The 22,265-nt window shown below is 58.9% G+C and carries 18 protein-coding genes and 2 pseudogenes; 11 read left to right on the top strand and 9 right to left on the bottom strand.

Features of this window, described 5'->3' with window-relative positions; all coding sequences use genetic code 11:
* Positions 1 to 1,101, bottom strand: coding sequence for a TRAP transporter substrate-binding protein (locus F0184_RS00095; RefSeq protein WP_150493218.1), 1,101 nt, complete (start codon positions 1,099 to 1,101; stop codon positions 1 to 3).
* Positions 1,102 to 1,290: 189 nt separating this feature from the next.
* Between F0184_RS00095 and F0184_RS00090 the strand changes: the two genes are divergently transcribed.
* From F0184_RS00090 to F0184_RS00080, 3 genes are read left to right on the top strand one after another with little or no spacing between them, the layout of a single operon-like run.
* Positions 1,291 to 2,658 carry a cache domain-containing protein gene (locus F0184_RS00090; RefSeq protein WP_150493216.1) on the top strand — a complete coding sequence of 456 codons (1,368 nt, stop codon included), beginning with the start codon at positions 1,291 to 1,293 and terminating at the stop codon, positions 2,656 to 2,658.
* Between the two features lie 17 nt (positions 2,659 to 2,675).
* Positions 2,676 to 3,335: a response regulator gene (locus F0184_RS00085; protein ID WP_150493214.1), complete on the top strand. Its 660-nt coding sequence runs from the start codon at positions 2,676 to 2,678 to the stop codon at positions 3,333 to 3,335.
* A gap of 31 nt (positions 3,336 to 3,366) precedes the next feature.
* Positions 3,367 to 4,137, top strand: coding sequence for a gamma-glutamyl-gamma-aminobutyrate hydrolase family protein (locus F0184_RS00080; RefSeq protein ID WP_150493212.1), 771 nt, complete (start codon positions 3,367 to 3,369; stop codon positions 4,135 to 4,137).
* A 100-nt stretch (positions 4,138 to 4,237) separates the two neighbouring features.
* Here F0184_RS00080 and F0184_RS00075 read toward each other — a convergent pair whose 3' ends face one another.
* Positions 4,238 to 6,142, bottom strand: a complete 1,905-nt coding sequence (locus F0184_RS00075) for a HoxN/HupN/NixA family nickel/cobalt transporter (protein ID WP_150493210.1) — start codon at positions 6,140 to 6,142, stop codon at positions 4,238 to 4,240.
* Between the two features lie 236 nt (positions 6,143 to 6,378).
* Between F0184_RS00075 and F0184_RS00070 the strand changes: the two genes are divergently transcribed.
* On the top strand, positions 6,379 to 7,446 hold the full coding sequence (locus F0184_RS00070; protein ID WP_150493208.1) for a Glu/Leu/Phe/Val family dehydrogenase: 1,068 nt from the start codon (positions 6,379 to 6,381) through the stop codon (positions 7,444 to 7,446).
* Positions 7,447 to 7,496: 50 nt separating this feature from the next.
* On the opposite strand, the gene F0184_RS00065 is transcribed toward F0184_RS00070, so the two are convergent.
* From F0184_RS00065 to F0184_RS00045, 5 genes are all read right to left on the bottom strand, one after another.
* Positions 7,497 to 8,429 (bottom strand): LysR family transcriptional regulator, encoded by a 933-nt coding sequence (locus F0184_RS00065; RefSeq protein ID WP_150493206.1) that lies wholly within the window; start codon positions 8,427 to 8,429, stop codon positions 7,497 to 7,499.
* A gap of 86 nt (positions 8,430 to 8,515) precedes the next feature.
* Positions 8,516 to 10,108: a gamma-glutamyltransferase family protein gene (locus F0184_RS00060; RefSeq protein ID WP_150493204.1), complete on the bottom strand. Its 1,593-nt coding sequence runs from the start codon at positions 10,106 to 10,108 to the stop codon at positions 8,516 to 8,518.
* 15 nt (positions 10,109 to 10,123) lie between these two features.
* The gene (locus F0184_RS00055) at positions 10,124 to 10,621 is read right to left on the bottom strand and encodes a DUF2937 family protein (RefSeq protein ID WP_150493202.1); all 498 of its coding nucleotides are present in this window, start codon (positions 10,619 to 10,621) and stop codon (positions 10,124 to 10,126) included.
* A 19-nt stretch (positions 10,622 to 10,640) separates the two neighbouring features.
* Entirely contained in the window at positions 10,641 to 11,594 is a 954-nt protein-coding gene (locus tag F0184_RS00050; RefSeq protein WP_443096440.1) for a WD40 repeat domain-containing protein, read from the bottom strand.
* Positions 11,595 to 11,635: 41 nt separating this feature from the next.
* A complete protein-coding gene (locus F0184_RS00045) occupies positions 11,636 to 12,694 on the bottom strand; it encodes a CobW family GTP-binding protein (protein WP_150493198.1) in 1,059 nt (352 codons plus the stop codon).
* Positions 12,695 to 12,914: 220 nt separating this feature from the next.
* On the opposite strand from F0184_RS00045, the gene F0184_RS00040 reads away from it, so the two are divergent.
* Positions 12,915 to 14,090 (top strand): pyridoxal phosphate-dependent aminotransferase, encoded by a 1,176-nt coding sequence (locus tag F0184_RS00040; RefSeq protein ID WP_150493196.1) that lies wholly within the window; start codon positions 12,915 to 12,917, stop codon positions 14,088 to 14,090.
* A gap of 12 nt (positions 14,091 to 14,102) precedes the next feature.
* On the opposite strand, the gene F0184_RS00035 is transcribed toward F0184_RS00040, so the two are convergent.
* Entirely contained in the window at positions 14,103 to 15,038 is a 936-nt protein-coding gene (locus tag F0184_RS00035) for a 2-hydroxyacid dehydrogenase (protein WP_150494542.1), read from the bottom strand.
* Between the two features lie 276 nt (positions 15,039 to 15,314).
* On the opposite strand from F0184_RS00035, the gene F0184_RS00030 reads away from it, so the two are divergent.
* Positions 15,315 to 17,483, top strand: coding sequence for a diguanylate cyclase (locus F0184_RS00030; protein WP_150493194.1), 2,169 nt, complete (start codon positions 15,315 to 15,317; stop codon positions 17,481 to 17,483).
* Between the two features lie 48 nt (positions 17,484 to 17,531).
* Here F0184_RS00030 and F0184_RS00025 read toward each other — a convergent pair whose 3' ends face one another.
* Positions 17,532 to 18,059 (bottom strand): NADPH-dependent FMN reductase, encoded by a 528-nt coding sequence (locus tag F0184_RS00025; protein ID WP_150493192.1) that lies wholly within the window; start codon positions 18,057 to 18,059, stop codon positions 17,532 to 17,534.
* A gap of 285 nt (positions 18,060 to 18,344) precedes the next feature.
* Between F0184_RS00025 and F0184_RS00020 the strand changes: the two genes are divergently transcribed.
* The 5 genes and pseudogenes from F0184_RS00020 to F0184_RS00005 all read left to right on the top strand — a co-directional run.
* Positions 18,345 to 18,764, top strand: coding sequence for a universal stress protein (locus tag F0184_RS00020; RefSeq protein WP_150494540.1), 420 nt, complete (start codon positions 18,345 to 18,347; stop codon positions 18,762 to 18,764).
* Positions 18,765 to 18,814: 50 nt separating this feature from the next.
* A complete protein-coding gene (locus F0184_RS00015; RefSeq protein WP_150493190.1) occupies positions 18,815 to 20,449 on the top strand; it encodes a BCCT family transporter in 1,635 nt (544 codons plus the stop codon).
* Positions 20,450 to 21,067: 618 nt separating this feature from the next.
* A pseudogene (locus F0184_RS20845) lies at positions 21,068 to 21,565 on the top strand (AAA family ATPase); the annotation flags it as partial.
* A 9-nt stretch (positions 21,566 to 21,574) separates the two neighbouring features.
* Positions 21,575 to 21,952, top strand: a pseudogene (locus tag F0184_RS20840) (IS21 family transposase); the annotation flags it as partial.
* A partial coding sequence (locus F0184_RS00005) for an ATP-binding protein (RefSeq protein WP_244298942.1) occupies positions 21,942 to 22,265 on the top strand: 324 nt, incomplete at its 3' end. The pseudogene F0184_RS20840 and the gene F0184_RS00005, both read left to right, overlap by 11 nt.

Here is a 22,265-nt window from a genome sequence, read left to right as displayed (position 1 = left end):
TTAGACGGTGATGCCCAGAACGCGGTTCCGCTGCTGGGTGTAGCCGGTGTCAGCCAGAAGCATCCAGCGGCCCAACTCGGAACGCGCTTTGGCGAAGCTCTCATGCGTACGAGCGGCAAGGTCCGAGTGCTGGATTGTTTCCTCGAACACTTCCTCGGCTGCCTCACCGAATGCGTCATAGACCTCGTCGCTGAATTGCTTCAACTCAACGCCATGCTCGGTGATCAAGCGATTGAGGTATACACCGTTCTCAGCATTGGTTTCGGCCATCTGCCGGGCGTTTTCTTCGTTGCACGCGGCTTCGATGATCGCCTGATCGGTGGCAGACAGCGTGCTGAACCAGGACTTGTTGAGGCCCAGTGCCAACTGGGAACCCGGCTCATGCATGCCAGGATAGTAGTAGTACTTTGCAGCTTCATAGAACTTCATGAAGTAGTCGTTGTAAGGACCAACCCACTCAGTTGCATCGACCGCGCCGGACACCAGATTTTCGTAGATTTGACCGCCCGGCAGAGAAACCGGAGAGGCGCCCAGCTTCGCCATCACGTCGCCGCCGAGGCCCGGAATCCGCATTTTCAGACCTTTCAGGTCGTCTGCGGTTTCGATTTCCTTGTTGAACCAGCCGCCCATCTGAACGCCGGTGTTGCCTGCAGCGAAATTCTTGAGACCGAACTGGTCGGCCACTTCATCCCACAGTTCCTGACCGCCGCCATACTTGATCCAGGCATCGATCTCTGCATAGGTCAGACCAAAGGGAACGGACGTAAAGTAGGACCACGCCGGGTGCTTGCCCTTCCAGTAATAGTCGGCGGCGATGTAGGCTTGCGCGTTTCCGGAAGCCACTTCGTCGAACACGTCGAACGCACCGACACGTTCACCAGCGGCGAAGTACTGCACGGCGATCCGGCCTTCGGTCAGTTCCCCGATCCGCGCCGCAAGACGCTGTGCGGAAACGCCCAAGCCCGGGAAATCCCGGCCCCAGGTTGACACGATGACCATGTCTGACCTTGCTTGCGCGATGGCCGGTGCTGCCAGCGTTGATGCGGCGGCAACACCCCCGACACCAAGGCCGGCTTTCTTGATAAATGAACGACGATCCATAAGGTTTTCCTCCCATATCGGATATGCATCCAATCGGCGATACACTTGCACCGATTGGGAAGTATGTCTAGGTGAAGCTACGACCGTTAGGCTATTCGTGGTTCTGCGCAATGTCTAAGTAGTACTACCAAATCGAAGGCAAGAACGGGTCGCAACCGGGATCTTAGACGCAACATGCGGATTAAAGCGGTGTCATTTAAGACCAAATTGCTCCTGATCACCCTGCTCCCCCTGGTTGCAGTCGCCTTTCTCATCGGCACAGCCACCTACTTTCAGGCCCGTGCCCTGATCGAGGCGGAAACACAAGCGGTCGAACAAAGGGTTCTGTCGGCCAAGAAACAAGAGATTCTCAATTACATCTCTCTCGCACTGACATCGATTTCGCAGATTTATGCCGACGAACCAGGGGGACGCGAGGCCGCCCAGGCGGAAGTGAAACAGATATTGACGAACATGACGTTTGACTACGACGGCTATTTCTTCGTCTACGCATTGGACGGAACAAATCTGGTTCATCCGAAACTTCCGCACCTGATAGGGGGCAACTGGTGGGATCTTCAGGATGAGAACGGCGACTTCGTGATTCAGAACCTCATTGCCGCCGCAAAGGCTGGTGGCGGGTTCCACCAATATGTCTGGCACAAGCCCTCTGTGGGATATGTCGAAGAAAAACTCGGCTATGCGATTCTCCTGGAGAGATGGGGATGGATGCTCGGCACCGGTCTCTACATTGACGATATCGCGAAGGAAATCGCGACCATTCAGGCCGGGTTCGCCCACAACATCCGGCAGACCCTGCTCGTGATCTTCGCCATTGCGCTCGCTGCCATCGTGATCGTTGGCGCGGTAATCGCAAGCGTTCGGTTTTCAGAACAGCGGTTCGCCGATGCCCGTCTTAAAGAACTGACCAACCGGATCATGGAAGTCCAGGAACAGGAAAGAAAACGCGTTTCTTCGGAGTTGCATGACAGCATATCGCAGCTTCTTGTCTCGGTGCGTTACGGTGTCGAACTCATTCACAGCGAAGCCGGGCCCGTTTCGGGCTTGCAGGTCCAGGCAACCAAATGCCTCAAGGCACTTGATGATGCCATTGCCGAAGTCCGGCGCATTTCGCGCGATCTGCGGCCCAGCGTCCTGGACGACATGGGGCTTGCCTCGGCGCTGACGAGTTTGGGGCAGGAGTTCGAATCTCAATCGGGCATCCGGGTCTGTGTCTCGGCGGATCGGGCCTATGATCGCCTGTCGGATTCCGCGAAAACGGCACTTTACCGGATTGTTCAGGAGTGTTTGACGAATGTGGCCCGTCATTCCGGCGCAACCGAAGTTGACGTCGATCTGTCTCTGGACGATCAGCAGGTGACACTCACTGTCCAGGACAACGGCTCCGGACTTCCAAGTTCGAACCTGATCGGTAGCGGTCTTGGCTTTCGGAACATGCGGGAACGGATCGAAACCCATCGGGGCAGACTGTCTTTTTCAAACTCGCTGAAAGGCGGTGCCTTGATCATGGTTCAACTGCCTTTGGAGAAGACCACCTACCCCGGCCGGGCGGCCTGAAACTGGATCCTCGAACCATGTCCAACGGAGCCTCACAATCCGAAAAACCGGTGACGGTCCTTTTGGCGGATGATCATGAACTGGTGCGCGATGGAATCCGGGCGCGCTTGTCCAAGGTCGACCTGTTGCAAGTCGTGGGCGAGGCGACCAACGGCCGGGAAGCTGTGGAACTGGCCGGTGCATTGTTGCCGGATGTGGTGCTGATGGATGTGTCCATGCCCCTGCTCAACGGGCTTGAAGCCGCAGAAGCGATCCGGGATCGTTATCCGAAGATCGCTGTTCTGATTCTCTCGATTTATGACAATCCCGAATATGTGCGCGGTGTCGTGCGCTGTGGCGCAAAAGGCTACATCCTCAAGGACATCTCGGCGAGCGAGATGATCACGGCGATCACGAGCGTGGCGAAAGGTGGCTACTATTTTTCCGCGGCGATCGGGCCAACGCTGGTGGGCGCGCGACCCGGGACGCCTGTAAACGATCCTTACGGCCTCACCGAGCGGGAACGCGAGGTCTTGCGCGCGATCGCGCAGGGCTTGCCGAACAAGGAAGTGGCCAAGACGCTCGGTATCAGTGTTCGGACCGTTGAAGCCCACAGGCTGAACCTGCGGGAAAAAGTGGGCAGCAAGAATGCCGCACAGCTTTACAAGGTTGCGCAAGAGCTTGGGCTTCTGGAATAACGACTGCACCTGATAGGAAGGACCCCGCACAATGACACGCCCGCTCGTTTTGGTGACTGCCGATGTCAAGCACATGGACAATTACGTTTGGCATGCTGCGCCTTCGACCTACCTGACCGCCTTGACACGGTGTGCCGGGGCAACGCCCGTCATTCTTCCCTCACTCGGTAGCGAGATCGAGATTGACGCGATCCTTGGCGACGTGGATGGCGTTCTTGCAACCGGATCCCGGTCGAATGTCCATCCGGATCTGTATGGCGGCGAGGCAACTGAAGCAAATGGCCCTTACGATCCGGCGCGCGACAGCACAACCCTACCGCTTCTGAAACGGGCGGTCGAACGCGGCATTCCGGTATTTGCCATCTGTAGAGGCATGCAAGAATTGAATGTGGCGCTTGGCGGCACCCTTCTGGCGGAAATCCAGAACCTCGACGGCCGCTCCGATCACAGGGCGCCAGCCTCAGACAGTCAGGATGAACGGTTCAAGATCGCTCATCCGGTTGTGATCGAGGCCGGCAGCCGGATCGGCCGGGTGATCGGCACGGATCCGGTCCGGGTGAATTCCTTGCATCGTCAAGCGCTCGGCACGCTGGGAGACCGTTTGCAGGTGGAGGCGCGTGCCGAAGACGGCACCATAGAGGCCGTCTCGGTTCCGGACGCTCCGGGCTACCTTGTGGCCACCCAGTGGCATCCCGAATACTGGGCCGAAACCGATAGCCCGTCCCGTCGGCTGTTTGAGGCTTTCGGCGATGCCGCAAGCGCCTACCGCAAGCAGCGGCTGGCAACACTCCTGCCGGCCTAGCTTCCCGGATGATCTGCCGGGACCGCCTTGCGTCCGAGACCTGCAACCTCCCTTAGATGAAAAACAGCAACTGGCCGGTGTTCATCCGGCCTCCCATGCTCTAACCCCATCCAATGGCAGCGGTCAGGAGTGTAAAACCAAGCAGAAAGACAAAAAGGGCGGCGACAATCTCGATGCCTTTAGATACCCGCCCAGCCACCGGGCTGCCGTGACCGAACAGGCGCAAGGCTACCCCCTTTGCCCCAACGGCCATGGCCGCCAGGACCGATACCGTGATGCCGGTTCCAACCGCCATCGCCAGGGTCGATCCGATACCGGCCAGGATCATGCCCTGTGACAACGCGAAGACCAGAACGACCAGCGCCCCGGTACAGGGACGAAGACCGACCGCCAGCACGATTGAGCCGGCACGCGACAGCGAGAGTCGGCCCGTCAACATGTCTGGCGTCGGTGCATGCGCATGGCCGCAAGAGGAGCATACCCCATCGGGACCCGGTGAGTGGTCGTGCTTGTGATGATGGGTGTGGCCGTGGTGAACGCTTGTCCGATGGGACGCTGTTTCGCCAAGGTCAGATGCCCCCCCGGCCAAGGCGAGCTTTTCCGATCCGGGGACTGGAACCAGTTTTGCCAGCCGAAGAGCCAGTGGGTGCAATGCCCTTTGCCAGAGCAACCAGCCACCGAGTAACGTGACAAGGAGATAGGATCCGATTTCCAGCCACCGGGCCGTGTCCTGTATCGCGATCGATGTCAGCTTGAACAGGACCGCCGCCCCGCCGACCAGAAGGATTGCGGTCACCGCCTGGGCAAGTGCAGAGACGAAAGACAGCACAATTCCCCGTCTCAAGGTCTCATTATTTGCAAGGACATAGGACGAAATGATAGCCTTGCCATGACCTGGGCCCGCGGCATGAAACACGCCGTAGGCAAAAGACAACCCCATCAGGATCCAAGCCGCATTGGGGTTCGCGTTAAAAGCGCGCAACTCGCCGACGAGCTTCTGATAGAACTCGCTCTGCAACGCCGCGATTGTTCCAAACCACCGATCCAGGACACCCGGCCCGGTGGTGTCCTCCGAGGCGGCCGTGCCCATACCGGGTGTTGTTCTGGACATTGGCTGGGCCGACTCGTTCGGCTGTTCATTGAGAACGGCAGCGAAGGGATCGCTGGCGACCGCCGTTCGGGATCCGTCGGGCAACTCACCGCTTGCAAGGGTTTCGTCCGCAGCTGCACCACCGGCACATGTCACAATCATCTGATTGATTTGCGTGGAGGCATAGGCTTGGAGTTCCGGTGGGAGCTCGCGTTGATCAGGACCGATTTGGGCCAGCGCATAGGCGGCAGCCGCATCCAGAGGCGGCGGTTCCTTCCGGACGACGTTGCATGTCCCTGGCGGGTTTATAACGCCGAGCGCGCCATCGGCCCGGGAAAACCGGAAGTCAACATAGTAGGTTGGGTCATAGACATCGAGCGTGATCTCACGGTCCGCGGGAACCGGTATCTGGAAGGGCAGGGTGAAGGTGAGTTCAAGAAGCCGGACATCCGCCGGCATCGACCCGCCATTGAGAGCAATATCCTCCCGCATGGCCGCGAAATCTTCGGGCTTCATGACCCAATAATCTTCAAGGGGAACAGTCACCAACTCGAGGAAGTATTCCTCCGGTTGATGGAAATCGAGCTCGATCCGTGTGTCATCTCCGAAGGTGAAATAACCGAAATCCGCCATGCTTTCGACATTGACCTGGGCGAGTTCGCCGAGTTCGTCGCGGGAATAGATCCCGTCCCCATTGGCGTCGAAACCCTGGATCGCAAACGCGGTAAACGCGTCATCGAACCGGAATGTGTGTTGTACGGCCGTCGCCTTGCCCGTGTCATCAAAAACCAGCGCCGACCTGGCTTCGACGAACACGTGCGGGTGCGCGAGGGCCTGGGACAGGAATAAACAGAGGGAAGCGGCAATCAGCCAAGAATGCCGGAAAGCGGGCAGCAGATGGAGGAAGCTGGTCATCAGACCCCGTCGCGATTGTGCGTTACTCAATTACATCATGTGACAAGGGAAGGCGGCAGGATCAAGGCCATTCCGTTTCGCACCGCTTCAAAAAACGAAACCAGAATTTCCCGAAGTAGGGCCAACGTACGGGTTATTTTTCTCAAAAACGTTCATTAAAGCAGATGAAAAACGGCCTTTTTCCGTTCAGTTGCGGCAAATTAGCACCACAAACAATCACTTCCAGAGCCAATGCAATGAACGCCATTCTCAAGACAGTCTCTTCCGGCGCCGTTTTTGATCACCCGGAGTTTCACGACCACGAAAATGTGGTCTTCGCGCGGGACGCTGAAACCGGTCTTTCGGCCATCATCGCCGTACATGACACCGCGCTTGGCCCGGCCTTGGGCGGGTGCCGCATGTGGACTTACGCCCATCCCGGGGAAGCCCTCACGGACGCGCTGCGCCTGTCGCGCGGCATGACCTACAAGAATGCCGTGGCCGGATTGCCTTTGGGCGGCGGCAAAGCCGTCATCCTGGCTGACCCGAAGACGGCCAAGACGCCGGCGCTGATGGAGGCTTTCGGACGCCATGTGGCCCGCCTGTCCGGCACCTATATCACGGCAGAGGATGTCGGTGTCTCACCGGCCGATATGGAAGCCGTTGCCCGGCAGACAGAGCACGTGCGCGGAACACATGCGACCGGGCTCGGCGACCCGTCTCCCTATACGGCACTTGGCGTGTTTGCCGGGATCAAGGCGGCAGCGCGGCACGTCTTCGGTTCGGATGACTTGCGCGGCCGATCTGTCTCTCTTCAAGGATTGGGAAATGTCGGGCGAGCCCTTGCGCGCCATCTGCATGAGGCAGGTGCCCGGTTGATCGTATCAGACATTCATGCGCCGGCGGTCGAGCGGGCAGTGGCGGCGTACGGAGCGACGGCGGTTTCTCCGGGTGAGGCGCATGCGGTGACGGCTGATATATTTGCACCTTGTGCCCTTGGCGCCGGTCTCAACTCGAAAACAATACCCGAATTGAAGGCCCGGATCGTCGCCGGGGCTGCCAACAATCAGCTTCATTCCCCCCAAGACGGTGCTGAGTTGGCTGCCCGCCAGATTCTCTATGCTCCGGACTATGTCATCAATGCGGGAGGCGTCATTTCCATCGCATTGGCAAAACCGGGAATGGACGACGGGCTGGTGCGCGAGAAGACGCTGGCGATTGGTGATACCCTCACCGAAATCTTCAGCAGATCCGGAACAGAAGGGCGGCGTCCCGAGCAAATTGCCGACGAGATGGCGCAGGAGCGGTTGACTCAGCACGTCTAACGGTCAGCACACCCAGCCGGGCCGGGTGAGGCGACCGGTCCGACAGCGCATCAGTCCACATGGAGTAGTTCATACGGGCAATGGTCATTGGTCTTTTTGCGCTCCGCAAACCAGGCGACCATGAAGTCCACGAACGCGCGGACCTTGCCGGTCAGATGACGGCGATGCGGATAAACCGCGTAAATCCCGCGCAGGGGCGGCTCGAACGGCTCAAGAATGATTTGCAGCCTGCCATTGCGCACTTCGCGGCTGACGAAAATCAACGGCGTTCTCAAAAAACCGAGATGATTGACCGCTGCCTCGCAGGCGGCGGATGCGCTGTTGACTTCCACGGGGCCGCGAACGCTGACGGTCAAGCGTTGGCCGTTCTGCTCAAAACCCCAGTTCTGTTTGAACCGATAGTTGGTGTCGATGATGCAAGGCCGGGACGCCAGGTCCTGTGGCACCTGGGGCAGCCCGTGTGTTTCGATCACTTGCGCCGAAGCAACCACGACAGTTCGGAACGGCGCGATCCGGCGGGCGATCAGACTGGAATCTTCCAGGTCCGTCACCCTGATCGCGAGGTCGAAACCTTCCTCGACCAGATCGACAAATCGATCTTCGAGGCGGAGATCGACGGTCACATCAGGGTTATCGACCAGGAACTGCATCACCGCCTGGTTGATCAGCCCGTCTCCCATGGACCGGGGCGCCGCAATGCGGAGCCGACCGCGAACGGCCTGATGAGATGACTGAACCGATGCCTGAAGATCGTCGATCCGCTGGAGGATCTCGGCCGCCTCCTTGTAGTAAGCCTCGCCAACCTCCGTTAGGGATACCTGCCGTGTTGTCCGGTTGAGGAGCCGCACGCCGAGATCGTCTTCAAGCTCACCGATGTATTTGGACACCAAAGCCTTCGACCGGCCCATTTCCCGTGCCGCCGACGAGAACCCTTTGTTGTCGACGACTTGGATGAAGCAGCGCATCCGCGTGAGTTGGTCCATGAACAAACCTCGAGACTTGAGCACAAAGTCAAACCGGGTCAAATAATCAGCCCCAATTCAACGGATTTGACAAGAACCGCCTGGAATTAGGCGATGGCGGCTCCACCATCTGCCCTGGGGTCATGCGCGCCTTCCAGACCGCCTGCGGAGTTGCGTGCAATCATGCCCGCATGCCCCATAGTATCCGAATAGGCCTCATCGATAACAACGACCTCATGCCCGGCCCGCATCAAGTCGCGGGCAATGTCCGGGTCAAACCGGCTCTCAAGCCTTAAGGACGTGGTCTCATCGCCCCAGGTCCGGCCCAAAAGCCAACGCGGCCTGTCGATCGCTTCTCCAACGGGCATGCTGTGCAAGACATGGCGGGTGAAAATCATCGCCTGTGTCTGTGGCTGGCCTTCGCCGCCCATGGTCCCGTATGTCAGTGTCCGTCCGTCGCGAAGACGGGCCATGGCGGGGTTAAGCGTGTGGAATGGCTGGCGGCCCGGCTCCAACCTGTTCAGGGCATCCGGCCGCAGGGAAAAGCTCGCGCCCCGGTTCTGCCAGGTCACTCCGGTTTTCGGCAGCACGCAGCCGGACCCGAACTCCCAGTAAATGGATTGGATGAATGAAACGGCCAATCCGGTCTTGTCGATGGCTCCCATCCAGATGGTATCCCCGGCCGACGGGTCTGTGGGCCAGCGAAGAGCCCGTGTCCTTGAGATCTTCATTGCTTCCCGGTCGAGCCACTCCGCATCAAGAAAGCCCGAGACCGGTTCAGGCAACCGGTCCGGATCCGTGACGACGCGGTCCCGAACCAGGAAAGCCCGCTTGGTAGCCTCGACCAGCCCGTGGACATAGTCGAAGCCTTGGTCGTGCGGGACATCGAGACGGTCGAAGAGCCCAAGCAAAATCAAGGACGCCAGTCCCTGTGTTGGCGGCGGTGCGTTGAACACGTCGCCGCATTTGAGGGTCACTTTCAGCGGGGTACGGAACCGGGCTTCAAACCGTTCAAGATCCTTTTTCGTGATTGGCGTGCCGATGCGTTCAAGATCTTCGGCAATAGCGGCACCAACATCGCCGCGATAGAATTCATCGAAGCCTTCATACGCCAGATGGTCGAGTGTATCGGCAAGCCGCGGCTGTTTCAGCAGATACCCCTCCGGAGGCGCCTCCCCATCAACGAGAAAGACATCCGCAAAGCCCGGCTGGTCTTTCAATTCCACGAGTTTGGCGGCCGTGAGGGCGGCCTGGCTGCGGCTCACAGCCATACCCGCCTTGGCGTATCCGATTGCGGAGCAGAGCAGATCCTTTCGGGACATGCGCGCCGCACCGACCGTGCTGGCCGCCTTCAAAGCGGCATCCCACCCGCCAACCGTGCCGGCAACCGTCACAGCCGCGAGCGGCCCCCGCGCCGGGATCTCGCCATATCCCCTGGCATTATAGTGTTCGATGGTCGCGTTCGAACCGGCCCGGCCACAGGCCATCAGAGCCTTGGGATCTTTCCCGGGTTCGGCGATCAACCAGAAGCCGTCGCCGCCGATAGCGTTCATGTGGGGATAGACAACGGCGATCGTCGCCGCGGCCGCGACCATGGCTTCCACCGCGGACCCGCCGTCGCGCAAAATATCCGCACCGGCCTCTGCGGCCGCTTTGTGGGGGGCAACAACCATCCCACCTGAAGAAGTGATCGTATCCATGTTTATCTCGCTGTATCACGGCGCCGTCCGCCGGCGTATCCGCAGCCGGCCCAGGAAGAGGCAGCCTCGGCCAAGGAGCAGTCCGGCAAGACCGCCGAGCCCGGCGCTGAGAAATCCTTCAGCTGTGATCGGCACCGCAGGTTCGTAGTCTCCAGCGGTCGCCCGGGCAAGTTCCGGATCCATACCGGCAAGAAAAACACCTATGCGCTCAAAGGGCGCTGCCGATGTCAAAGCGATTTGCTGCGCTTTGAGCCGATCCAGGCGGACCAGTGTGGAGGAAATGGTCTGCGCTCTCTGGCGGGCAAACGCATCCGGCAGTGTACCGAGCCTGTCTATGGCTTCGCTGGTGGTGAGCCCGAACGACGATGCATCGCGTTCAAACTCTGCAACAACCTGGGACAATGCATCAATCGCCCCGCCGAGCCGCTGGCGGTATTGCTGGCTGAATTCTGGAAGTTGCGAGGTTGCACCGCCGGCCAGCAGCATCACAATCAGAACAAAGATGCGACCCATCACGCCTCCGGAAATTCAATCATCCTTGCAGATCGATGACGCCCGCCTCGGCCTCTTCGCTGCCGAACGCGATCCGCATTCCAGCCGTGTCCCAGGCAAGTGTGGAAATCGGCCCCGCGCCAGGGCGCTTAAGCAGGACTTCGGCATTGTCCTGAAACCGGACCATCATGATCATGCCGTCGGCGTAACCGATCGCAACAACCTCTTCCTTCGGATGACAGGCGACGCAAGTGACCAGTGAATCGCCCCGAACACCGAGCTGAAGTGGTGTTTGACCCATCGGACCGGTCTTGCCCGTGAATGGCCACACAATGGCGGCAGACGCTCCCGCGGTCGCCAAATGCCGGCCTTTAACTGACCAGCTCCAGGATTTCACCTTGGCCGGATAGCCGGTCATGCGCATGTCCTGGCTGTCCGCCAAACGCCAGCCATGGAGCGCGTTTTCCTGCATGGTCGTGACCAGATATTTGCCCTCTGGAGAAAAAGCAATATCGAGATGTGCGCCTTTCCAGCCAAGCTCCACCGGCTTGCCGCTGGTGTTCACCCACCAGAGCGTTGCCCCGTCATAGCGCGCGACGGCCAACCGGAGACCTTTCGGGGCGAAGGCAAGGCCTCCTACCGCCCGCTCATGCTGGAATTCCTTCTCGGTGCCGTCGGCCAACCGAACCCAGGCCGCGCGGCCCGAGGCAAAGGCAACCGCCCCCGACGGACCGCAGGCCAGAACATCGATCCACTTCCGGGGACGTTCAGCCAATCGGACCATGTTTCCATCCAGATCGCTCTGCATGATCTTACCATCGTCGCCCGACGTGATCAGGCTGTTGCCATCCTTGGTGATTTCGGCGGCCAGAACACCGCCATCATGGGGTGTAAGGACCTTCGGCTCTGCGCCGATAAACCGAACCGGTCCGGACCCCGAAACAAAAAAAGGAACGCCTTTCAAAAAGCCGGCACGAACAATGAACCCATCCATGTCCACAGGAGCAAGTGTCGCCACGACATTACTTTCTTTCGTTACCCGGCCGCACAGGCCGCAAAACTCTGCTTCAGGACATCCCAGTTGAGGTCCCGGCCGATGAACACCAGGCGGCTGACCCGCTCCTCACCCGTCTTCCAGTCGCGCTGATGATCCCCTTCAACGATCATGTGAACACCTTGAATCACGTAGCGTTGAGGATCGTCCTTGAACGCCAGAATTCCCTTGAGCCGCAAGATATTGGGACCTTGGACTTGGGTTACCTGATTGATCCAGGGAAAGAACATCTGCGGGTCGAGTTCGCCCGCGGTCAGGGAAATGCTCTTGACCGAATGCGGAGCGTCATGCGCATGGCCGTCATGGGAATGATGGTGACCATGGCCGTGATGATCGTGATCGCAATCCGGGCTGCACTCGTGGGCGTGATGGCCATGCTCCAGAAAATGCGGATCGAGGGACAATATGCGATCCAGATCAAAGGCACCGCGATCAAGAACCGCCTTCAGATCGATGGCGCACCTTTCAGTCCGGTGCAGCACGGCATAGGGATTGATGGATCTGATCCGGGCCTCGACCGCCGTCAGTTCTTCCACGCCCACAAGGTCGGTTTTGTTGAGCAGGACCACATCGGCAAAGGCGATCTGATCTTCTGCCTCGGCAGTATCCTCCAAGCGCTGCAGCACATGGCGTGCATCGACAACGGTGACGACCGCATCCAGCTTTGCCGCCTTGCGCACATCATCATCCATGAAAAAGGTCTGTGCCACAGGTGCCGGATCGGCCACACCAGTGGTTTCAACGACAATAGCATCGAAGGCTCCGCGCCTCTTCATGAGGTTCTGGACTGTTCTGATCAAGTCGCCCCGGACGGTGCAACAGATGCACCCGTTGTTCATTTCAAAAATCTCTTCGTCGGATTCGACGAGCAGATCGTTGTCGATCCCGACTTCGCCGAATTCATTGACGATCACCGCATAGCGCTGGCCATGATTCTCGGTGAGGATCCGGTTCAGCAGCGTGGTCTTCCCGGCGCCGAGATATCCCGTCAGCACGGTGACCGGTATCTGCGCCCGGTCTGTTGTTTCGGTGGCGGTCATGCCCACTCCCTTTCATGCTTGTGCAAGGCCGGCACTCCGGCATGCGACTCGGCGGGACTATAAGCCCTGGACCCGGCCAACGGGAGGGGCTCATGCGGTTTGTTGCCCGAACGGATGAGATGCTGGAACACCCCCGGAACGCCTTCGCACGTCCCGGACCTTTCCATGCCCCCCGAGCTCGGCTATCGCTCTTCCCAGCACATTTGGGAGGAAGACGATAATGCTGAACACCATTTCAGGATTTGACAGGATCGGGGAGGAAAATGCCTTTGCCGTTCTCGCACGGGCAACGCAACTGTCATCCCAAGGTCGCGATATCATCAATCTGGGCATTGGTCAGCCGGATTTCCAGACACCGGAGCACATTGTCGAGGCCGCGATAAAGGCCCTGAAAGACGGTCACCACGGTTACACGCCGGCAACGGGAATCCTGCCCTTGAGGGAGGCCGTTTGCGCTGACCTGAACAGGCGCATCGGCATCAACCCGAACCCGGACAACATTTTGATCGTGCCTGGCGGCAAAGTGACCATGTTCATGGCCATACTGATGTTCGGCGAACCTGGCGCGGAGATCCTCTATCCGGATCCCGGTTTCCCGATCTACCGATCCATGATTGAGTTCACCGGCGCGACGCCAGTGCCAGTCCCCATCCGGGAGGAAAATGATTTCGCGTTTTCCGCAAGAGAGACCCTTTCCCTGATAACGGACCGGACCCGTCTCTTGATTGCCAATTCGCCTGCCAATCCGACGGGAGGCGTGACGCCGCGCCCGGAAATCGAAACGCTTGTCTCGGGTTTGGCCAACCACCCTGACGTTGCGGTCCTGTCGGACGAAATCTATGGTCAGATGACATATGACGGCGCGCAACACGTGTCGCTGGCCAGCTTCGAGGAGCTGTCCGACCGCCTGATCCTGCTTGATGGCTGGTCGAAGACCTATGCCATGACCGGCTGGCGCATGGGGTATGCCTTGTGGCCCGATGGGCTGATGGACAAGGCCCGCAAGCTGGCGGTCAACGCCTGGTCCTGCGTCAACGCGCCTGCTCAACACGCCGGCCTGGCCGCGCTGACCGGACCGCAGGACGCGGTTCAACAGATGATGAGCGAGTTCGACAAACGCCGGCGGCTGGTTGTGGACGGGCTGAACACCTTGCCGAATGTGACATGCCGCACGCCCAAGGGCGCGTTCTATGCCTTCCCGAACATATCGAGCACTGGATACAAGGCAAAGGAACTCGCCTCTGCCTTGTTGGAAAAGGCCGGGGTTGCCACCATTGGCGGACCCGACTTCGGGATCATGGGCGAAGGTTACATCCGGCTGTCCTACGCAAACTCCAGCGAAAACATTTCCCGCGCGCTGGACCGCATCAATGACTTCTTGAAAGATCCCAGCTAACGCAGCGGCGGATCAGGGCCGCCGTGTTATCGGGGTCTCAGGGACGGGAGTGACAGCCTCGCCCTTTTCAAACCAGCTGACAAGGTTGTCGACAACGAGTTGCCCCATGGCATTGCGGGTATGGACCGAAGCCGAACCGACATGGGGCAGCGTGACGACATTGTCACGGATCAAAAGGGGACGCGGCACGAACGGCTCATCTGCGAACACATCGAGCCCGGCCCCCATGATCCTGTCTGTCTCAAGGGCATCGATCAAAGCGGCTTCGTCGATCACCGATCCGCGCCCGATATTGATGACCACGCCATGAGGGCCAAGGGCATGCAAGACACCTTCGGACACCGCGTGCCGCGTTTCGGCGGTCCCAGGCGCTGCAATCATCAATGTATCACATGCGGCAGCCAGATCCTCCAGATCGGCGTGATAGGGGTAGGGAACGTCGGCTTGTGGGCTTCGCCCATGGTAGCGGATCTTCAAATCGAAAGCCTCCGCCCGCCGCGCGATCGCCTTGCCGATCCGCCCCAGACCGAATATCCCGAGCGTCCGTCCCCGGAGCGTCCCTGGGGTCAAGGGAAAGCTTCCCTTCTGGAGCCAGTTTCTGTCCCTGACCCACCGTTCCGCCGCGCCCAATTGGCGAACCGTCATGATCAGCAACCCAATTGCGATATCCGCGACTTCGTCGCTCAAAACATCCGGCGTGTGAGTCACAACAACATCGCGGGCGCTGCAATCGTAGACGGCGACGTTGTCATAGCCGACACCGAAATTCGCGACGATCTCAAGCTTGGGGAAGCGTTCGATATAGCGCGCGTCAATGGGGGTGCCCATCACGGCCAGACCCTGAACACGGGGCGCCGCCGCCTGGACGATCGCGTCCGGATCGATGTCATTGAAGGGCAAAATCACCTCAAATCTCTCGGTTAGTTGTCTTGTGACAACCGGCAACATGGGACGCGGCAGCAAGATAACGGGCTTACCCAAGGCAACCTCCAAAACGTCGGACTGATTCCAGTGCGGCCCATTCTAAACAGGCGGATTCAACTAGCGAAATTTGACAGTGGCCCTTCCGGCCAAAAGCCAAGCGTAGCCGATAACTTAAAACACACTGTCAATATTGACAATTCAGAAGCAATATTCTGTCGAAATTTATATTGCTCGTATCAGATTATTAAAATTTTCACTTCACGCTTCGTCATGAAAGAAGCAAGTACGGGCGTAGCACACATGAATGACGTGACCGCAGTCGAACTGGATCTGGAAGCGACCTTCGGCGCAATACCGGATTGCGTTTTGATCACCAACCCAGACAACCAACTTGTCTACGCCAATCGCTCAGCAGAGGCCGCCTTGGGCTATAGCCGGTCTGAACTGGACGGGCTGGACGCAGCAGATATTTTCGCCGATCCAGACGACCACAAGCGGTTTTACATGCCCTCCGGTTCGCGCTCTGTCGGCACTGCGCCCAGAACGCAGGTGCTCATGAAGCGCAAGAGCGGAGAGGCATTCAGCGCGGAGATCGTCAATGCCAGTCTGGTCAATACGGGTGGCACAAACCTCGGCTCGTTGATCCTCGCCCGCGATATTTCCGACCGCCTCAGCGCTGAAATGGCTGCCCGCGAGGCAGCCCAGACGCTTGAAGACGCCATGGAAGCGATTTCTGAAGGCTTTGCTCTCTACGACAAGGATGATCGGCTCATTATCTTCAATGAGAAGTACCGCGAAATCTATGAGCAATCCGCGAACGCTCTCATCCCGGGGCGTACCTTCGAGGAAATCGTGGCGTATGGGCTGAGCCAGAACCAATACAACACCGGCGACAAGAGCCAAGGCGACTGGCTTGCCGAGCGCGTGAGACGTCACCAGGCTGCCGATGGGGCGTTGGTCGAACAAAACCTAGCGGATGGCCGCTGGTTGCAGATTTCCGAGCACCGGACCCGGTCGGGAGGCATTGCCGGAATCCGGACCGACATCACTGCCCTCAAGCAGGCACAGGCGGCAACACGGGCGGCGTATGCCAGCCTTGAGACGCTCGCAAACAGTCTGTCTTGCTCAATCGTCGAAGCCGACCGGGATGGGATCTGTAAGTTCGTCAATCGAATTGCCGCGGAATGGTTCGCGACAAGCCCGGAGCAGCTCAAAGGCACACGGATACGTGAAAGGCTTCCAAAAGCGTACCTGGACTCCAGCATTACGCAGTTTGAGAAAGCACTTGGCGGCGAAAGCTCGACCATGGAAATCAATATGCTGTTTCCCGATGGCATGACCCGGGACGTGTTGCTGGAATACATTCCGAAATACAACGAATTCAATGAAATCGAGGGCGTCATCACCTATGCGGTCGATATCACCGAACGCAAGACAACTGAACGGACCCTGGCCGAGCTCTACGCGATCACGTCAACCCGGGAACTCGGCCAGGATGAGAAGATCAATCTAATCGTGCGCCTTGGCTGCGAGCATTTCGGCTTGCCTTTCGGGATCATCAGCCATGTGATCGAGGATCGCTACACGGTCGTTCGAGCTGAAAGTCCCAACGGGGAAATACAGGTTGGCGAGCAATACGACTTGGGCGAAACATTCTGCGCAAAGACACTCCAGAGTGACAGTGCATTTGCGGTCTCGCATACGGCCGAGTCCGAACTGGCTTCCCATCCATGCGCCCGGAAATTTCCGCTGCAAGCCTATATCGGCGCGCCGCTGCTTGTGGACGGTGAAGTCTACGGCACGATCAATTTTAGCGGCCCAGAGCCAAGGCGCCGGGAGTTCAGCCCGACCGATTGCGAGATCATTCGCCAATTCGCGGATTGGGTCGGCCATGAAATCGCCCGTCACCGCGATCATGAGGCGTTGATGGAAGCCAAGATCCGCATGGAACGCATCGCCAGTATCGATGACCTGACCGGGATCATGAACCGGCGGGCTTTCCTTGAACGCGCAAGCACCGAAGTCGCCCGTTTCCGGCGAACCCGGCGCCCTTTCACCACCATCATGATGGATGTGGACCATTTCAAGACGATCAACGACACATATGGTCACGCGGTCGGAGATGAAGTCTTGAAACAGTTTGCGGCCCTGGTCAACGGCGCCTTGCGGGCGGTAGACGTGTTTGGTCGGGTCGGCGGAGAGGAATTCTGCCTTTTGCTGCACAACACGACCATCGAAGACGGCCTGTTGGTTGCCGACCGGATCAGGGCCAAAATCGCGAACAGTTGCAGCGTAGCACCGGTCGAGTGGGACGTGACCTGCAGCATGGGATTGACCACCATCGAAGACGGCGACGTCGATATCTCCGCTCTGTTGCAGCGTGCGGACAACGCGCTGTACCGGGCAAAGGAAGAAGGCCGGAACCGCTGCGTCATCTATTCCCGTCAAAAAGACCTGGCTACGATCTGAGCCGGAACCGCTCCGGCCTCAGCCATCGGTATTCCGGTGGAGAGCGGCTTAGGTCTTCAGCTTGTCCATGAGCTGTTGCAGCAATGAAACGCTGGCGGGGTCTTTGAGGCGTCCGTCTTCGCAAAACGCGGTGCCAGCGTTTGCAATCAGAACCTCAGGGCCGGAGAGCAGGCGCGGATCGAATGGGGTCAGGCAATGGCGAAGCATGTATTGGGACCGCGCCCCGCCGGTCCAGCCGCCAGCGGATAAGACAGCGACAGGCTTGCCGGCAAGCGGCATGGGTTGCTTGCGGCTGACCCAGTCCAGAGCGTTCTTCAAAACGCCGGGAACGCCCTTGTTGTATTCGGGCGTCGAGATCACGATCGCGTCGGCCTCCCGCATCTGATCATAGAGCACCCGGGCAGCTTCCGGTATGCCCTCCAAGTCTTCGAGATCCCCGTCATAAAGCGGCATGCGAATGTCTGCGAGAACGAATGTCTCGGGAACAAAAAGGCGGGCAGCTTCTTTCACCAACAAGGTGTTGACCGATCCTTTGCGCAAGGAACCGGAGCTTCCCAACAACATGACATCCTTCATCCATAGCCCCTCCACGTTTCGCGTAATTTGGAAATAAATATCTTATCAAACTTGTTCAAGCTACCGGTATCATCCTCAGATCGGCTCTGCTAGGGTGACCAAGCGCGGCATGCCCGCGCCATTTGTCGCAATACCACTTTCCCAATGCGTATCTGCGACATCCTCGTTGCCCGATCGGCGGAAGACTTTCCTCACCGATCACCCAATGCCGCCCGCAATGGTGCGGTTCTCAACGAAGGAGATCATTGCCGCCTTTTGAAACCTACTGCCAGTAAGGGGAGACACATGTTTCGAAAAATCATGATGCCAATCGATTTGGCGCATGCGGATAAATTGGAAAAGGCCCGGACCGCCGGTGCGGATTTGGCCAGACATTACGGGGTTCCGATCTGTTATGTCGCAGTCGCGCCCTCCACCCCGGGTGCGCTCGGTCACAACCCCAGCGAATTTGCCGCAAAAGTGGAAGCTTTCGGCTCTTCGGAGGCGGAACGCTTCGGGATCACGGTGGAGACCAAAGCCCTCACCAGCCACGATCCGACCGTCGATCTGGACAATACGCTGCTCAAAGCGGTCGACGATATCGGGGCGGACGTGGTGATCATGGCATCCCACATCCCCAATATCGCCGACCGTTTATGGCCATCGAATGGCGGCACCATTGCCAGCCGCAGCAAAGCCTCAGTTTTTGTCATTCGCGACAATTAGGCAGGACGGAGACATCGCCGCACCATTGGAAACAGAAAGGGAACTCTCCCATGACAGAAGACATATCGACCGGGATTCCGGAGCCCGAGGGCGCCGCGAATCTCATTGAGACCGACTACGAAATCGGCCAGGACAACATTGAAACCCGGGTCGGTCCCTTCGGCCTCGACATCCACAATCCCGTTTTTTTAATCTCCGGACTGACCGTTGTCGCCTTTACATTCCTTACCCTTGCCTTCCAATCCAGCGTAGCGCCGCTCTTCGACGCGATGCGCGGTTGGCTCACCGCCAATCTCGACTGGTTTTTCATCCTGTCCGGCAACGTTTTTGTGCTGGTCTGTCTTGCGCTCATCATCACCCCCCTGGGAAATGTCCGCATTGGCGGCAAGGAGGCCGAGCCGGATTATTCCTATTTCGGTTGGTTTGCCATGCTCTTCGCCGCCGGGATGGGCATCGGCCTGATGTTCTTCGGCGTTCTTGAACCCGTTTACCACATGGCCTTTTCCGAGCCGATCGGTGTGCCATCCCCCTTCGACGCCGACGGAAACCTCATTGAGGAGAATGTCGCGGCCGCAAAAGCCATGGGGATGGCCGCCACGATTTACCACTGGGGGCTTCATCCATGGGCCATCTATGCCGTCGTTGCATTGTCGCTTGCCCTGTTTGCCTACAACAAGGGGCTGCCGCTGACCATGCGCTCCGTGTTCTATCCGATCTTCGGCGAGCGCATCTGGGGCTGGCCCGGCCATATCATCGATATCCTTGCCGTTTTCGCGACGCTGTTCGGCCTTGCCACCTCCCTCGGTTTCGGGGCCCAGCAAGCCAATGCCGGTCTTGAGTTCGTGTTCGGAATTCCCGTGAGCGATACCGCGCAGGTCGTTCTCATCCTGGGCATCACCGCGTTGGCTCTTGTCTCGGTGATCCGGGGGCTTGATGGCGGCGTGAAGGTTCTGTCGGAAATCAACATGATCATCGCGGGGCTTTTGCTCGGCTTTGTCATCTTAGCCGGCCCCACGCTCTCGATCTTCAGCGGGATATTCAACAATTCGGTAGAGTACCTCAAGGAAGTTGTCCCTCTGTCCATGCCATTCGGGCGGGAAGATGACGGATTCCGCCAAGGCTGGACGTCTTTTTATTGGGCCTGGTGGATTTCCTGGTCGCCGTTTGTCGGAATGTTCATCGCACGCGTGAGCCGCGGCCGGACAGTTCGCGAATTCATCACCTGTGTGTTGATCATCCCCACCTTCGTGTCCGTGGTCTGGATGACGGCCTTTGGAGGCACCGCAATCGATCAGGTTCTGACAAACGTCAACAGCCAAGTGAATCAGTACGTGATCATAAGTTACAGCCCCGAACTGTCCTTGTTTGGCATGCTGGCCGATCTGCCGTTCGCGGCCGTCACTTCCTTCATCGCGATTGTGCTGGTGATCGTGTTCTTCGTGACATCATCGGACTCAGGATCTCTTGTGATCGACACCATCACGGCGGGAGGCAAGGTCGACGCACCCGTGGCCCAACGTGTTTTCTGGTGCACCTTCGAGGGACTTGTCGCGATCGCCCTTCTGCTGGGCGGCGGCCTGGGCGCCTTGCAGGCAATGGCGGTGTCAACCGGCCTTCCCTTCACCATAGTCTTGCTATTGGCCTGCTATGCCATTTTCAAGGGACTGGCCAGCGAACCGCGTTAGAGCGTCGGGCGTTTTGATTGAAACACCCAAAGATGCATAGGCACTCAAGCAGCGATCAGCGGCGTGTATTCGGTTCCCGTTAGACGCCCGCTGGTCTGCTGGCCGGAACACCTGCAGCGGGCGGTTTATCCAAAACAGCGTGCGCCCGCTGATCGGATCCCCGCTGAGAGGCCACCTGGCAACAGGATTAATCCACCGGCAATCCCCAATAGGATGCAAATCGCCTCGCCCCGCGGGTTCACTCAGCCCCTTGTTCTCCGGTGACCCGGCAGCCGCGACCTCACATGGATCTGACCGCAAATTGTCTCCCGCGTCCGGGGCCCGGCGGTACTAGTTTTACTGCGTCTGCGCGCTGATGCTGTGGCAATGGGTCCTTGGCAATGGGATTGCGGAGTTTCCGCACAAGCTCGATGGCCAACGCAGACCAGAGCGCCGGTTTTATTTAGCGGGGTATAGATAGCTGGCTGGTTTTGGGATTTGGATTTGGGCGACGGCTCGGTGGGATTTTTTTTCTGGCGGTGTGGGGTTTTGGCTTTTTTGCGGGCGGGTTTCAGGTTCGAATCTGGATCGTTTACCCAACAAAAAAGCCGCCCTTTCCCGGGCTACTCGACGCCGGAAATGGTTCGCATCGAACGCGAGATTGTCGATATCGCGTCGAAGCTCTCCGGGACGGACGGTTTTGCAATTGTGCGAGAGAAGCTTGAAGCCGATTGCCGAGGCAAGGGCCTCAGCGAGGAACAGACCACCGCGGTTCAGGATGCGGCTCGTCCGCAGCGGATCGCCGTGGTCGAGGGTGCCCCTGGAACGGGCAAGACGACTTTGCTCTCGCCCTTGGTCGAAGCCTGGAAGGCGGAAGGGTATCGTGTTGTCGGCGCCGCGACAGCCTGGCGGGTCGCGAACGCACTGAGAGACGATCTCGGTATCGAGGCACGAGCGACGACTTCTTGGCTGGCCCGATCTGAACTTGGCAGGCCCTTCCTCAATGATCGCACAGTCCTGATCGTCGATGAGGCCGGTCTTCTGTCTTCAAGGGAAATGCACGGTCTACTCACAGCCGCTGACAATGCCGGTGCGAAAGTTCTGTTCACCGGGGACCGGGACCAGCTTCAGGCCATCGGCGCGGGTTATCTGGCCGTCATCCAACGCAAACCAGGTGCGCTTCGTAATGGTGCCCCCTTCGCCGAACTGCCGGAAGCCTTCACGTCATTACAACGGCATCTGCTCAAGAAGCCTGGCGGGGACAGGGAAATGGCCGAGATCCTCGCTCTCGTGCTTCATCATGACGAGCAGGCTGTCCTGACGGCAGTCGAGACGGCATTGGAGGCAGGCGTTCCGACAAAGACGCATGTCCTCAACCTGCTGCACCGGCTGACGGACGGAAAGCCGGTGACCCCTCCAGCCATTCGGGCGCCACAGGCCCTGTCTCTCAACCAGGAACCGAAGGCCAACGTCGAACGCTATGACGCCCTGCGCAAACTGAAGGAGGCCCGCCATGCGTCATGATCCAGCCAGCGCCGCCGTCGTCATCATGCTCAAGAGCCTCAAGATGCACGGCATGGCCCAAGCCGTCGGCGACCTCACCGAACAGGGCTCTCCCGCCTTCGAGGCTGCCATCCCGATCCTGTCCCAGTTGCTCAAGGCCGAGACGGCGGAGCGGGAGGTCAGATCCGTGGCCTATCAGCTCAAGGCGGCACGCTTTCCAGCCTACAGGGACCTGAACGGATTCGACTTTACCAGCAGCGAAGTCAACGAGGCACTCGTGCGCCAGCTTCACCGCTGCGAGTTCATCGCGCAGGCTCACAATGCCGTCTTCCTC

Source organism: Roseibium aquae, from assembly GCF_008711285.1.
Lineage (GTDB): Bacteria > Pseudomonadota > Alphaproteobacteria > Rhizobiales > Stappiaceae > Roseibium > Roseibium aquae.
Note: the sequence above shows the minus strand (reverse complement) of the source record. Positions and strands in the feature narration are given on the sequence as shown.

What these genes read in the sequence shown, in the direction of transcription:
- F0184_RS00095 (WP_150493218.1), bottom strand. Translation starts at nt 1,101, where the DNA reads ATGGATCGTCGTTCATTTATCAAGAAAGCCGGCCTTGGTGTCGGGGGT.
- F0184_RS00085 (WP_150493214.1), top strand. Translation starts at nt 2,676, where the DNA reads ATGTCCAACGGAGCCTCACAATCCGAAAAACCGGTGACGGTCCTTTTG.
- F0184_RS00080 (WP_150493212.1), top strand. Translation starts at nt 3,367, where the DNA reads ATGACACGCCCGCTCGTTTTGGTGACTGCCGATGTCAAGCACATGGAC.
- F0184_RS00075 (WP_150493210.1), bottom strand. Translation starts at nt 6,142, where the DNA reads ATGACCAGCTTCCTCCATCTGCTGCCCGCTTTCCGGCATTCTTGGCTG.
- F0184_RS00070 (WP_150493208.1), top strand. Translation starts at nt 6,379, where the DNA reads ATGAACGCCATTCTCAAGACAGTCTCTTCCGGCGCCGTTTTTGATCAC.
- F0184_RS00065 (WP_150493206.1), bottom strand. Translation starts at nt 8,429, where the DNA reads ATGGACCAACTCACGCGGATGCGCTGCTTCATCCAAGTCGTCGACAAC.
- F0184_RS00060 (WP_150493204.1), bottom strand. Translation starts at nt 10,108, where the DNA reads ATGGATACGATCACTTCTTCAGGTGGGATGGTTGTTGCCCCCCACAAA.
- F0184_RS00055 (WP_150493202.1), bottom strand. Translation starts at nt 10,621, where the DNA reads ATGGGTCGCATCTTTGTTCTGATTGTGATGCTGCTGGCCGGCGGTGCA.
- F0184_RS00050 (WP_443096440.1), bottom strand. Translation starts at nt 11,594, where the DNA reads ATGGATGGGTTCATTGTTCGTGCCGGCTTTTTGAAAGGCGTTCCTTTT.
- F0184_RS00045 (WP_150493198.1), bottom strand. Translation starts at nt 12,694, where the DNA reads ATGACCGCCACCGAAACAACAGACCGGGCGCAGATACCGGTCACCGTG.
- F0184_RS00040 (WP_150493196.1), top strand. Translation starts at nt 12,915, where the DNA reads ATGCTGAACACCATTTCAGGATTTGACAGGATCGGGGAGGAAAATGCC.
- F0184_RS00035 (WP_150494542.1), bottom strand. Translation starts at nt 15,038, where the DNA reads ATGTTGCCGGTTGTCACAAGACAACTAACCGAGAGATTTGAGGTGATT.
- F0184_RS00030 (WP_150493194.1), top strand. Translation starts at nt 15,315, where the DNA reads ATGAATGACGTGACCGCAGTCGAACTGGATCTGGAAGCGACCTTCGGC.
- F0184_RS00025 (WP_150493192.1), bottom strand. Translation starts at nt 18,059, where the DNA reads ATGAAGGATGTCATGTTGTTGGGAAGCTCCGGTTCCTTGCGCAAAGGA.
- F0184_RS00020 (WP_150494540.1), top strand. Translation starts at nt 18,345, where the DNA reads ATGTTTCGAAAAATCATGATGCCAATCGATTTGGCGCATGCGGATAAA.
- F0184_RS00015 (WP_150493190.1), top strand. Translation starts at nt 18,815, where the DNA reads ATGACAGAAGACATATCGACCGGGATTCCGGAGCCCGAGGGCGCCGCG.